This is a genomic window from Salegentibacter sp. BLCTC (genome assembly GCF_015143665.1).
GTDB lineage: Bacteria > Bacteroidota > Bacteroidia > Flavobacteriales > Flavobacteriaceae > Salegentibacter > Salegentibacter maritimus.
Genome location: NZ_WYEW01000010.1, coordinates 44,221 through 56,923, shown reverse-complemented (window position 1 = coordinate 56,923; position 12,703 = coordinate 44,221). Strand labels below are relative to the sequence as shown.

The following is a 12,703-nucleotide window of genomic DNA, read 5'->3' as shown; positions in this document are numbered from 1 at the left end:
CTATTCTGTATCAATCACAAATCTTTCATCTACCGGCATCACTTCGCCACAGTTATCACAGGTACGCAACTTTTTACTTCCGTAGAAATGTTTAAAATGCTTTAAAAAATCGCGCTCAATATCATTTAACGGAAAATAAACTTCGTACAACTTATGGTTACACGCATCACAAAACCATAACAACCCATCTTTTGCATCTAGCTGTACACGTTTTCTTTCCACTACCAGACCAATAGACCCCTCTTTTCTAACCGGGGAATGCGGAACTTTTGCCGGATGCAAATACATATCTCCAGGCCCCAATTGCATTGTTTTCTTCTTTCCATCTTCCTGAATATGCACTTCAATTTCGCCCTCTAGCTGATAAAAAAGCTCTTCAGTCTCGTTATAATGGTAATCCTTGCGCGCATTTGGCCCGGCCACCACCATTACAATATAATCTTCAGATTCTTTATAAAGGTTTCGGTTACCAACCGGTGGCTTTAACGATTCTCGATTTTGCTCTATCCATTTATTAAGGTTAAAAGGTTTATTTACTGCCATGATTTTATAATTATATTGTTTAAAATTACAATTTAAAGCGCAAAAGAAAGGGCAATTTCCTTATCTTTTTGGGCGCCTTAACGGGCTATTCGCTGCAATTCCTCGGCGCCTGCTGCGCCTGTGGGATTTACACTGCTATCCCTGGCGCAAATACAAAATATACAAATGCCTACCTTAGAAGGAAAAATACCATTTTATGAAAAAAATCATTCTACTGTTTAGTTTATCACTTTTTTTAAGCTGCAATACCTCCACTAATAAGGAACCTGAAACGAAACAAACCAATAATACCGAAAAACAACAGGATTCCGTAGCGAATTTTGGCATCGTAATTCACGGGGGAGCAGGTACTATTCTAAAAGAAAATATGAGCGATTCCCTGGAACAGGAATATCAAGCCAAACTTGAAGAAGCCATAAAGGTCGGTCACAAGATTTTGGCAAATGGTGGGACTGCCATTGAAGCTGTACAGCGAACTATAAATATCATGGAGAATTCACCACTTTTCAACGCCGGAAAAGGAGCGGTTTTCACTAACGAAGGTAAAAATGAGCTCGATGCTTCTATTATGGATGGGCAAACATTAAATGCCGGGGCAGTATCGGGAGTAACTACCGTGAAGAATCCTATAAATCTAGCCTGGGAAGTGATGGAAAACTCCGAACACGTCATGCTTTCGGGAAAAGGTGCCGAACAATTTGCCAAAGAACGCGGCCTGGAAATTGTAGATCCGGGTTATTTCTATACCGAAAACCGATTTAAAAGCCTGGAACGTTTAAAAGCAAAAAACACCGAAAAAACAGAACTGGACCACGATGGCAAGACCGCTTTTGTAGATCCATTTATTAAAGATTCAAAATTTGGGACGGTAGGTTGTGCCGCTTTAGATAAAAACGGTAACCTGGCCGCAGGAACCTCAACCGGGGGAATGACGAATAAGAAATGGGGGCGCATAGGCGATGCCCCCATAATTGGAGCCGGCACCTATGCCAACAATAAAACCGCAGCGATTTCTGCAACCGGTTGGGGCGAGTTTTTTATTCGCGGTGTGGTAGCTTACGATATTTCTGCACTTATGGAATATAAAAAAATGAGTCTTGCACAGGCTGCAAAAGAAGTAATACAAAAAAAGAATCCGGAACTTGGAGGTAGTGGCGGGATTATCGCGATAGATCAACAGGGAAATGTTTCTATGGAATTTAATACTGCAGGCATGTACCGGGCTAAAATGAATAAAAATGGAAAATTAGAAATAGGAATTTATAAGAATTAAAATTAGCCAGTTTTTTGTTTTTATACCGGTACCAAAAACCTATTGCCGTATTCCTGTAATCGCTGTGGCTTCTAACATTGTAAACCTTTCCAAAAAATAAGGGTTTAATATAGAGTAAATTGTTTTAATTTTCTTTAACCTCAATTGAAAATGAATAGTAAATACAGCTTTTCCTTAATAATCCTTTTCACTTTTTGTACGTTTCAGGCCTATTCCCAAAGATTGTCTCGCGATAAAATAAATGATACACTAGAAAAAATGCCTGTTTTTTCTATTCATAAGGATAATTATTTTATATCCGGCATCCCCACCAATAAAGAGGTCTCGTCAGAAACTGCCGATGCAAAATATCAAATTAGCTTTAAAGCCCTAATTACCAGAAATACCCTTCCTTTTGACACGCATTTGTTTCTTACCTATACCCAAAAGGCTTTTTGGAATATTTATAAATTTTCCAGTCCATTTAGAGAGATTAACTTTAAGCCCGGAATTGCGCTTGGCAAACCTATTTATAACCAAAAAGATCATTTAGCCGGCATGGCATTCTTTCAAATAGAACACGAATCTAATGGTCGTGATAGTATCTATTCCAGAAGCTGGAATAAGGTTTCCCTGGGATATCATACAGCATTAAACGAAAGACTTCTTTTAAGCTTTAAGGCCTGGGTTCCTTTTAAATATGAAGATAATGCCGATTTAATGGAATATATAGGCTATGGAAAACTTAACCTCACTTACAACATTATACCCAACGAATTATATATAGATTTAATGTTGCTAAAAGGCACAAAAGACTGGAATGGTACGCTACAAACCCGTTTAATGTACAAACCATTTAATTCTTCAAACATCTATTTGATGCTGGAGTGGTTTAAAGGACATGCCGAAAGTCTCTTGAATTATCAGGAGAAACGTAGTATGATTCGCGCCGGATTCGTGCTAAAATCTAATGAATTAAACTTCCTTAAATCCTTGCCTGACGCGATTTAACAAATATTTAAAACTTATTGGTTCGGTTTATTCGGAACCAAATATTATTTTTGCAACCTCAAATTCCAATAATGAATATTACAGAATTAGAAAAGCAAAAAAAGCGACTTATTGAAAAACTGGGCGTTCAATTAGAAAAAGAACACCAGTTAGCCCCCGTAGCGGCAAGAATTTTCTCTACGGCTATTATTACAGGAAAAAAGGGAATTACTTTTGACGAGCTTGTTACTAATTTAAACGCAGGTAAAAGTACTGTTTCTACGCATTTAGATCATCTACAGGCAACAAACCGTATGGAATACTACACAAAAGCCGGTGATCGCAAACGCTATTTTATTGTAAAACCAGATTTAATGTTGAATTACATTGATGAAATGACCGCCAAATGGGAAGCTCAAAAAACGGTTCACTTAGAGGTTTTGGAATATAAAACCCAAATGAACAAGCTGGATAATGAAGATAATTTTGACCTGGAATTTCAAAGAAGTTTACTCACTTTTCTGGAGGAAGCAATCGCAGCAGTAAATAAATTAAAAGAAAATATAAACAAATAACTAGATAAGCATAGCAATGAAAAAGATAATTTATTTTAGTCTCTTTATACTAAGTGCGGGAGTTTTTACTTCTTGCTCAGATGGTACCAAAGCACAACAAAGAGCCCAGGGGCCAAGGCCTTTTCCCGTAATAGGTGTACCTACTAAAACAGTTACCGGACACACTTCTTATCCAACAAGTATTGAAGGTGTTGTAAATAGTGAAGTACGTGCAAAGGTACCCGGATATGTTACCAATGTTTTGGTTGATGCCGGAGAAAAAGTTAAAAAGGGACAGCTCCTGTTTAAACTTGAAACCGAATCTTTATCTGGCGATGCCGAAGCTGCAAAGGCCAATGTAAATGCAGCCCGGGTAGAAGTAGAAAAACTAAAACCCCTTGTTGAAAAAAATATTATTAGTAAGGTACAGCTAGAGACTGCAAAAGCGAAACTTTCTCAGGCAGAGGCGAATTACAATAGTATTGCTGCCAGTATAGGATACGCCAATATTAAAAGTCCGGTAGATGGTTACGTAGGTAATATTAATTATAGAAATGGAGCCCTGGTCTCTCCAGGCGACCCTACTCCACTTACAACCGTTTCCCAAACCGATGAGGTTTACGCTTTCTTTTCTATGAATGAAAAAGATTATATGAGTTTTATTCAGGAAACTGCGGGAAATACTATTGCAGAAAAAATAGCCAATTTTCCTGAAGTTTCTTTAATCCTTGCTAACGGCGAGAAATATAACGAAACAGGTAAAATAGAAACTGTTTCGGGACAAATTGATCCTTCAACAGGTTCGGTTACTTTTAGAGCAAAATTCCCAAACCCCAACCAACTATTGTCCAATGGAAATAGCGGTAAGATTCGAATTCCAAAAACTTATAAAGATGTGCTCTTAATACCCGAACTTTCAAGTTTTGAACAACAAGGGAAAACCTATGTTTACAAAGTTCAGGGCGATAGCATTGCTGTTTCTACTACAATTAAAGAAACCGCAAGGGTAAATAATTTTATAGTTGTTGAATCAGGACTGGAAAATAACGATAAAATTGTTGCCCAGGGCGTTGCCAAATTGAGAAACAACACCCCTATAAAACCGCAAGAAATTCCTTTTGACAGTATTGCGAATTCCATTAATAGAGTATTTAAATAAGATTTTAAGATGCTAAAGAAATTTATAGAAAGACCGGTATTATCTACGGTTGTTTCCATTATAATAGTGATACTGGGTATTCTGGGAATCTCAACGCTTCCGGTAACCCAATATCCAGACATTGCTCCGCCAACCGTACAGGTTCGTGCAAACTTCCCCGGTGCCAACGCTCAAACGGTACTGGAAAGTGTTATTATTCCTATTGAAGAGCAAATTAATGGGGTTGAAGGAATGGATTACATTACCTCAACTGCCAGTAATAATGGTAGTGCCAGCATTCAGGTATTTTTTGAACAAGGTATTGACCCCGATATTGCCGCGGTAAACGTACAAAATAGGGTGTCCAGGGCCACTCCCTTACTTCCACAGGAGGTTACGCAATCTGGTGTTACCACTCAAAAAGAACAAACCAGTGCATTGATGTTCTTCACAGTACTTTCAGAAAATGAAGAATACGATGCCACTTTTATTCAAAACTATCTTAACATTAACGTTATTCCAGAATTACAACGTATTAAAGGAGTTGGTAATGTAAATGTTTTTGGATCTAAGAAATATGCCATGCGTATTTGGCTTCAGCCGGAAAAATTGGCGGCATACAATTTAATTCCTTCCGATGTTATTGGAGCTATAAATGAACAAAGCCAGGAAGCGGCTGCCGGTTCTTTGGGTCAAAACAATGCCGAGGCTTTCGAGTATGTACTGCGCTATAGCGGAAGGTATCAAAACGAAGACCAGTATAAAGATATCATCATTAAAGCACTTGATAATGGTCAATTTCTAAGATTGGGTGATGTAGCAGAAGTTGAACTTGATGCTGAAGGCTACAATGTTATTGGATACACCAACGGAAAGCCGGGTGTGGCCATGGCAGTATACCAAACACCAGGTTCAAATGCCCAGGAAATTATTGAAAATATACACGATAAGCTGGAAGAAATGGAAAAGGAGTTTCCAACCGGCCTTTCGGTGTATATAAATTTTGATACCAACGAGTTCCTAACAGCCTCTATAGACAAGGTAATAGTTACTCTTATAGAAGCATTTATACTGGTATTTATTGTAGTATTTATATTCCTTCAGGATTTTAGGTCTACATTAATTCCGGCTATTGCGGTGCCGGTTTCCATAATAGGTACCTTCTTTTTCTTAAACCTTTTTGGATACTCTATAAACCTCTTAACGCTTTTTGCTCTCGTTCTCGCCATTGGTATTGTTGTGGATGATGCCATTGTGGTTGTAGAAGCCGTTCATGCAAAAATGGAAGAAGGAGCCAAAGATGCCTTAACCGGTACAAGAAAAGCTATGGACGAAATTACCGGAGCTATTATTTCTATTACACTTGTAATGGGTGCAGTTTTTATTCCGGTAACATTTATTACCGGGCCTACCGGAGTTTTCTATGAACAATTTGGGGTTACCCTTATAGTGGCCATTGCTATTTCTGCGGTAAACGCTTTAACTTTAAGTCCGGCACTATGTGCAATCTTCCTAAAACCACCCCGGGAAGATGAAGACTATAAGAAAAAGAACTTTTTACAACGATTTTTCAGCTCTTTTAATACAGCTTTTAAAGTAACTACAGATAAGTATGTAAATTCGCTATCCTTTCTAAATAGGCATAAATGGATTACAGGCCTTACGCTTGTAGCCTCGGTTGTGGCAATTATTTGGGCAGCTAAAACCACTCCAACTGGATTTGTTCCAGATGAAGACAGGGGAATATTGTTTGTAAATGTAGAATTACCGGCAGGAGCATCCCTGGATAGAACGGTAGGAATTACATCACAATTAGAAAAGAAAGCGCAGCAAATTGAAGGAGTTAAAGGTGTTTCTTTAGTAAATGGATTTAGTTTAATTGGTGGAGCAGGAAGTAACTTTGCGCTTGGTTTTGTTAAATTAGATAATTGGAGTGAGCGTGAAGAAGATCATCTCTCTGTAGAATCTATACAGGCACAGCTATTCCAAATTGGAGCTTCATTTACCGATGCAGAAATGCTATTCTTCTCCCCTCCCAGTATTCCAGGTTTTGGAGTTTCCGGAGGCTTTGAAGCAAAACTATTGGATAGATCGGGAGGTAGCTTCCAGGAACTGGATGAACAAACGCAAAATTATATCGCTGCCCTTTCACAAAGGCCAGAAATACAGTATGCACAAAGTTCTTTCAATACGAACTACCCACAATACGAGATGGAGCTAAATATCCCCAAAGCTAAAGAGGCCGGTGTAAGTATTTCTACCATATTCTCTACTTTACAAGGCTATATTGGAAGTATATACGCTGCAGACTTCTCTAGGTTTGGTAAACAATACCGTGTATATGTTCAGGCTTTCCCAGAAGATAGGGCAAGTACAGATGATCTAAACTCTCTTTATGTAAGGAACGAATCTGGAGAAATGGCTCCTTTAAGTGAATTTGTGAGTTTACAGCGAGTTTATGGGCCACAATCTGTAACAAGGTTTAACTTATTTAACTCGGCAACCATAAACGGTGCTCCGGCCCCTGGTTATTCCTCGGGAGACGCTATTGCTGCTGTTCAGGAAGTAAGTGCAGAATCTTTACCATCTAACTTCTCCATAGATTATGGCGGACTTACACGTGAAGAAATATCGGCTGGTTCCCAATCTACATTTATTTTAATTTTAAGTATTTTGTTTGTGTATTTTATTCTTGCAGCTCAATATGAAAGCTATCTTATTCCTTTTGCCGTTTTACTTTCGCTGCCTGTAGGAGTAATGGGTTCTTATTTGGTTACCAAATTTGCCGGACTTCAGGTAAATATTTACTTCCAAATTGCTTTAATTATGTTAATTGGATTGCTTGCTAAAAACGCAATTCTAATTATAGAATTTGCCATGCAACGAAGAAAAGCAGGGCTTTCTATTGTAAATGCCGCACTAGATGGTGCTAAGGTTAGGTTAAGACCAATTTTAATGACATCATTCGCATTTATTATTGGTTTACTGCCTTTGGTTTTTGCAGGCGGAACAGGAGCAGCTGGAAACCGTTCTATTGGTACAGGAGCTGTAGGAGGTTTATTGATAGGAACCCTTCTAGGTGTTTTTGTAATCCCTATTCTCTATATCATATTCCAATGGTTACAAGAAAAAATTTCGGGAGCACCGGAAGCGGCCCAAACAGAAAAGAAATCAATTTCTGAAAAAGTATAAAAATGAAAAAGAATAGAATATATAAATTGTTGCTAGCAGGAGCCGTACCATTTCTACTGGTTTCCTGCTTTGCAGCCAAGGAGTACGAACGTCCTGAATTAGAAGAAATTTCGGAAGAACTCTATAGAACAGATAAACTTCCGCAAGACTCTTTAAATATTGCGATGATTTCCTGGCAGGAGATTTTCACCGATCCTATTTTAAAAAGCCATATTGAAGAAGGGCTGGAAAACAATATTGATATTAGAATTGCTATTCAGCAAATGCTGGCAGCTGAAGCTTACGTAAAGCAAGGGAAAGCAAGTTATTTTCCAACCTTAAGCGCAGGGCCGTCTGTAAGTCACCAAATATTGTCCAGAAACAGTCAATTTGGTTCCTTTTTCAACGGAAACATCACGCAATATGATGTAACCGGGAACCTTTCCTGGGAAGCAGATATATGGGGAAAAATAAGAAGTAACGATCGGGCTTTTACTGCTGCATATTTGCAAAGTGAAGCCGCCCATAAAGCGGTTAAAACACAGCTTATTGCCAGTATTGCCAGTAACTATTACCAGTTACTTAGCCTGGACGAACAACTTAGAATTTCAGAGCAAACTCTTGAATATAGAAAAAGCAGCCTTGAAACTACACAGGCTTTAAAAGAAGCCGGTAATGTTACCGAGGTTGGTGTACAACAAACCAAGGCACAGTTGCACACAGCCGAAGCTTTAGTGGTACAGCTTAAAAATCAAATTCGCTTGCTTGAAAACTCTTTTGCCATTCTGTTGGGCGAAGGGCCTCAGGATATAAAACGAAGTGAGTTATCAAGGCAACGTATTAACACTTCGCTTAATAGCGGTGTACCCTCTCAACTTCTTAGAAACAGGCCTGATGTAATTGCCGCAGAATATGGGCTTATTAACGCTTTTGAGCTTACCAATGCAGCACGGGCAAACTTCTATCCTTCTCTTAGGTTAACTGCTTCGGGAGGTTTCCAAAGTTTAGAATTAGATAAATTATTAAATGCAAACTCTCTTTTTGCCAATTTAGGAGCGTCTTTATTACAACCTATCATTAACAAGAGGCAAATAAGAACTCAGTATGAAGTTTCCCAGGCTCAGCAACAACAAGCTTTGCTGAACTTTAAAAAAGCCATATTGGTAGCCGGTAGGGAAGTTTCTGATGCACTTTCTAATTACACTGCCAGTACAGAACGTATTGAAATACTAAATAATGAATATGAAGCCTATAATAAAGCTTCCGGATACTCAGAAGAACTGCTGAATAATGGTTTGGCCAATTATCTTGAAGTTTTAACCGCCAGAGAAAACGCATTAAATTCAAGGTTAAATTTAATTAATGCAGAGTACAATCAATTAAACGCAATAGTAAACCTATATAAAGCCCTTGGTGGAGGCTGGCAATAATTTTTTGAATTTTTGTTAATTGTTGAAAAGACAGTCACGGGATGAATTTCGTGGCTGTTTTTTGTTATAAAAACAATTTGGTTTCGACTAAAGCACGAAATTTAGTAGCTTTAAAAAGGCTTAATCCAAGACTTATGAAAAGTAATTTTAGTGATATTATAAAAGGTGAAAAGGCCGTATTGGTCGACTTTCACGCAACCTGGTGTGGCCCCTGTAAAACGCTTGCGCCAATTCTAAAAGAAGTAAAAGCCGAACTAGGCGATACAGTAAAAATTGTAAAAATAGATGTAGATAAAAACCAGGAACTGGCAGGAAAATATCAGGTTCGTGGAGTTCCCACCATGATTCTATTTAAAAATGGCCAGCAACTTTGGAGACAATCTGGGGTATTGCAAAAGGCCGATATAATTGAAGTTATCAATTCAAAGTCATAATGTAAATTACATCACAAAAATTACAGTACATCAATTTAGGATTATAGCAGAAGTCTTTTTTTAGATTCAGCTCAATATTTATAAATTGGTAAGTTTTGGTACTTTCAGTGCTTCAATTGACCAGCCTAAAAGCCCGGCACCGGCCAGATATGCACTCTCCATAAAATTTAATAAAGCCTGTCGCGGATTCTTTTCACTCCTAAGATTAGCGTATGTAAGTAAAGCCATAGGACTCCCACTTTCCATTTCCCAAATCGCAGTTTTGGGTTGTAAGGTTTGTTTTTCCAGGCCTTCAGGATTAGGAAAAGTATAAGAATAAAAGGCCGGCTCCTTCAAGGTATCATCCCCGGGCCAAAAACCAAAACTTATACATTCATGACTATAAGCATCCTTGTCTGAAAGTCTGGCTGCATCTGGCATTTTTGGAGCTTTTTTACCGGAAAACCTGGTTACCGCGAGATCCATAGAATGCCAGTATAAATGTACCGGACAGGTTTTTCCATAGAACCTCCCACTAAACTCATTAAAAACTCCATTTATCCATAATAAGCTTTTCCAAAGTTTTTCAGCATAATCTTTATGATAATGATGAACTTCTGAAAGATTTGAAAATTTGTTTTGAATTCCAAGGTCAAAAGGCTTGTCAACAATATCTACTTTTATATCCAATGTTTTTAGAACCTTAAAAATCTCATTGTAAAAATAGGAAACACTTAAACCGTTTTTCAGCTTTAAAAGCTCAAAACCACCTTCACTTGTGGCTATTTCCAATTGATGTTTAATAAAGTTAAAATCAATAGAAAAATTACTGAATCCATTGTTATAAGGAATTGCCCCTGTACTAAAACCTTGCTGGTTCACATAATGGGTTATATTCCACCAATGATTCTTTCTTGGCATAAGCCCCAATTTAATTTTGCCCACTATTTGTAGCAAAAGGTGAAGGCTAAGTTTTTCTTTCTCAAAACCCACATATTTTAAATCAGGAAGGGAGTTACTATTCATAGTTACATCATTAAAAATCAAGCAAGTATTTCCTGGAATTCCGATGTTTTTTCAATCACACTTTTAGCAAATGGACATAGAGGGATTACCTTTAACTTATTTTCTTTTGCAAAATTTACCGTTGCCTGTACCAATTTCTTACCAACACCTTTTCCCTTAAACTCTGGGTTCACTTCGGTGTGATCTACTATAAATTTATTCTTTCCGGCCCAGGTGTATTCTATCTTCCCCGCTTGTTTCCCAGACTCTACAGCCTTAAAAAATCCTTTGGTAACTTCATCTATTTGCTCAATCTTCATACTTCAAATTTTTAAATTCAATTCATTAAAATTTAGTTTAATTTTCCGCCTTTGGCGGTCCACCACGGGTTAACCTCAACCTCCAGCCTACCGGCTTTCACCATTGGGTCCTGCCTGGCCAAGCTATCGGCTTCCTTCAGGGTGGCGGTATTATAAACTGCAATTCCACGAATTTCCCCGTTACCGCCAAAAGGACCTATTAAACTGGCATAGCCCTCACTAGCCATCTTGCTTAAATAGGCCAAATGCTCCTTTTGCAAACGTGCTAATTCGGTAGAATCCTGACTTCTATTTTCTCCGGTTTTTAGAAAAACCATATAATATTGTTGCATTAAATAGGTGGTGTCATCGGCTTTATACCTAAAGGTTTGATAGCCTTTTTGCTTTAGATCATTTTCTACGGAATCTATATTGATTTTAGATCTCTCCTCCACACCTTTTTCAACCCGCGGATAGCCACGTTTTTGTTTGGGTAGCTCGTTACAGGAAACCAGTAAAAGCGGTAATACGAATATGTATATTAATTTTCTCATAACGTGAGGACTACCAATTTTTAAAAGGCTTTTCACTTAACTGCGAATTGTAATATTTTACGTCTCCGGTAACTTCCTTTCCCAGCCAATCTGGCTTTTTAAAAGAATCGGCTTCTGTATTAAGTTCTATTTCGGCAACGATTAAACCTTCGTTATCTCCATAAAATTCGTCAATTTCAAACATAAACTCCCCGGCTTGGACCAAATACCGGGTTTTCTCTATAATACCCGGTTCACAAAGCTCAAAAAGAGCTTCAGCTTCTTTAATATCAATTTCCTTTTCCCATTCAAATCGGGATAATCCACTTTTCGAAGATTTTCCTTTAATCGTTAAAAAAGCGGTATTGTTGGTAATTCTTAGCCGAACCGTTCGCTGCGGATCTTTATTTAAAAACCCTTGTTTTATAAAGAAGTTCTTAAAAGCTTCTTTTTTAAAATCTTTTGAAGTGACAAGGTATTTACGTTCTATTTCCTGCATCTAATTTTTATGTGCTATGTTTTTAATTTCATCTGAAGGTATTCTTTGCACGTCCAATTCAGGTGAATTGGCAATGGCTACCATGGCTTTGGCAATACTTTCAGCTGAAATAGATTTATATTTTCGTAAAGTTCCAAGAAAAAACGGATTAATAAAATTCAGCATTATTTTTCCTATTTTTTCAAAACTCCTACTCTCCTTTCGCTCACCGGTAATAAGCGAAGGCTGCAATATATAGGTATTCTTAATTTGCTGCGCCAAGACTTCTTTTTCCATCTTCCCCTTGGTACGATTATAAAACACCCTACTTTTAGGATTGGCACCCAGCGCAGAAATTACAAGAAAAGTATCAATATTATTCTCTTTACTCAATTTCGCAGCGGTAATTGGAATTCCGCGATCTATCCGGGTATAGGTTTCGTGATCTGGTGTTTTACTTTTGGTGGTACCTATACAGCAAAAAACCTCATCTGCCTTAAATTTATCTTTATAATCTTCCAGTTTGAATAAGTCTATTAAATGTTCCTCAATTTTAGGGTGTTTTACTTCTACTGAGTTTCTTGAGAAAAGTTTAATCTTTTCATAGCGCTCGTCTTCCAGTAATTGCTGAAGTAAAATTCCTCCGGTAAGTCCGGTAGCTCCTAAAATTATTGCTGTTTTTGGCATTGTATTCTTTTTTTTTAATTGGTTACTAATTTGTTTTGGCAACAATAATAGCTTTCGGTAAACTACCTCGGGGTATTAGACCCTTTGGCGGTGCCAATAAATAATATAAACAAAATAAGCCATCTCTACCTATGCCCTAACGAAACTTTAAGAAAGCATACCTGGTTAAAAAAGTGCAAGGTTCACCTAAAATTAATTTTCAAAAGAAAT

General features: G+C 37.7%; 13 protein-coding genes. 7 read left to right on the top strand and 6 right to left on the bottom strand.

Going from position 1 to position 12,703, the window contains the following annotated elements; genetic code table 11:
- On the bottom strand, positions 1 to 543 hold the full coding sequence (locus tag GUB10_RS13230; RefSeq protein WP_193711936.1) for a 3-hydroxyanthranilate 3,4-dioxygenase: 543 nt from the start codon (positions 541 to 543) through the stop codon (positions 1 to 3).
- Between the two features lie 196 nt (positions 544 to 739).
- On the opposite strand from GUB10_RS13230, the gene GUB10_RS13225 reads away from it, so the two are divergent.
- From GUB10_RS13225 to trxA, 7 genes are all read left to right on the top strand, one after another.
- Positions 740 to 1,816, top strand: a complete 1,077-nt coding sequence (locus tag GUB10_RS13225; protein ID WP_193711935.1) for an isoaspartyl peptidase/L-asparaginase family protein — start codon at positions 740 to 742, stop codon at positions 1,814 to 1,816.
- A 150-nt stretch (positions 1,817 to 1,966) separates the two neighbouring features.
- Positions 1,967 to 2,806 carry a phospholipase A gene (locus GUB10_RS13220; RefSeq protein WP_193711934.1) on the top strand — a complete coding sequence of 280 codons (840 nt, stop codon included), beginning with the start codon at positions 1,967 to 1,969 and terminating at the stop codon, positions 2,804 to 2,806.
- 71 nt (positions 2,807 to 2,877) lie between these two features.
- Positions 2,878 to 3,360 (top strand): GbsR/MarR family transcriptional regulator, encoded by a 483-nt coding sequence (locus GUB10_RS13215; RefSeq protein WP_227740414.1) that lies wholly within the window; start codon positions 2,878 to 2,880, stop codon positions 3,358 to 3,360.
- A 16-nt stretch (positions 3,361 to 3,376) separates the two neighbouring features.
- Positions 3,377 to 4,498 carry an efflux RND transporter periplasmic adaptor subunit gene (locus GUB10_RS13210; RefSeq protein WP_193711933.1) on the top strand — a complete coding sequence of 374 codons (1,122 nt, stop codon included), beginning with the start codon at positions 3,377 to 3,379 and terminating at the stop codon, positions 4,496 to 4,498.
- A 9-nt stretch (positions 4,499 to 4,507) separates the two neighbouring features.
- Positions 4,508 to 7,669 (top strand): efflux RND transporter permease subunit, encoded by a 3,162-nt coding sequence (locus GUB10_RS13205; protein WP_193711932.1) that lies wholly within the window; start codon positions 4,508 to 4,510, stop codon positions 7,667 to 7,669.
- Positions 7,670 to 7,671: 2 nt separating this feature from the next.
- Entirely contained in the window at positions 7,672 to 9,078 is a 1,407-nt protein-coding gene (locus GUB10_RS13200) for an efflux transporter outer membrane subunit (RefSeq protein ID WP_193711931.1), read from the top strand.
- 134 nt (positions 9,079 to 9,212) lie between these two features.
- Complete coding sequence (gene trxA, locus GUB10_RS13195; RefSeq protein WP_193711930.1) at positions 9,213 to 9,512, top strand: thioredoxin; 300 nt, start codon at positions 9,213 to 9,215, stop codon at positions 9,510 to 9,512.
- A 78-nt stretch (positions 9,513 to 9,590) separates the two neighbouring features.
- Here the strand turns inward: trxA and GUB10_RS13190 are convergent, their stop codons facing one another.
- Genes GUB10_RS13190 through GUB10_RS13170 form a run of 5 tightly spaced genes read right to left on the bottom strand, consistent with a single transcriptional unit; the run spans position 9,591 to position 12,493 of the window.
- On the bottom strand, positions 9,591 to 10,517 hold the full coding sequence (locus GUB10_RS13190; protein WP_193711929.1) for a DUF5996 family protein: 927 nt from the start codon (positions 10,515 to 10,517) through the stop codon (positions 9,591 to 9,593).
- Between the two features lie 17 nt (positions 10,518 to 10,534).
- The gene (locus GUB10_RS13185) at positions 10,535 to 10,816 is read right to left on the bottom strand and encodes a GNAT family N-acetyltransferase (RefSeq protein WP_193711928.1); all 282 of its coding nucleotides are present in this window, start codon (positions 10,814 to 10,816) and stop codon (positions 10,535 to 10,537) included.
- A gap of 32 nt (positions 10,817 to 10,848) precedes the next feature.
- On the bottom strand, positions 10,849 to 11,349 hold the full coding sequence (locus tag GUB10_RS13180) for a YciI family protein (RefSeq protein WP_193711927.1): 501 nt from the start codon (positions 11,347 to 11,349) through the stop codon (positions 10,849 to 10,851).
- Positions 11,350 to 11,359: 10 nt separating this feature from the next.
- The gene (locus GUB10_RS13175; RefSeq protein WP_193711926.1) at positions 11,360 to 11,827 is read right to left on the bottom strand and encodes a CYTH domain-containing protein; all 468 of its coding nucleotides are present in this window, start codon (positions 11,825 to 11,827) and stop codon (positions 11,360 to 11,362) included.
- A complete protein-coding gene (locus GUB10_RS13170; protein ID WP_193711925.1) occupies positions 11,828 to 12,493 on the bottom strand; it encodes an NAD(P)H-binding protein in 666 nt (221 codons plus the stop codon).
- Positions 12,494 to 12,703: the final 210 nt, after the last annotated feature.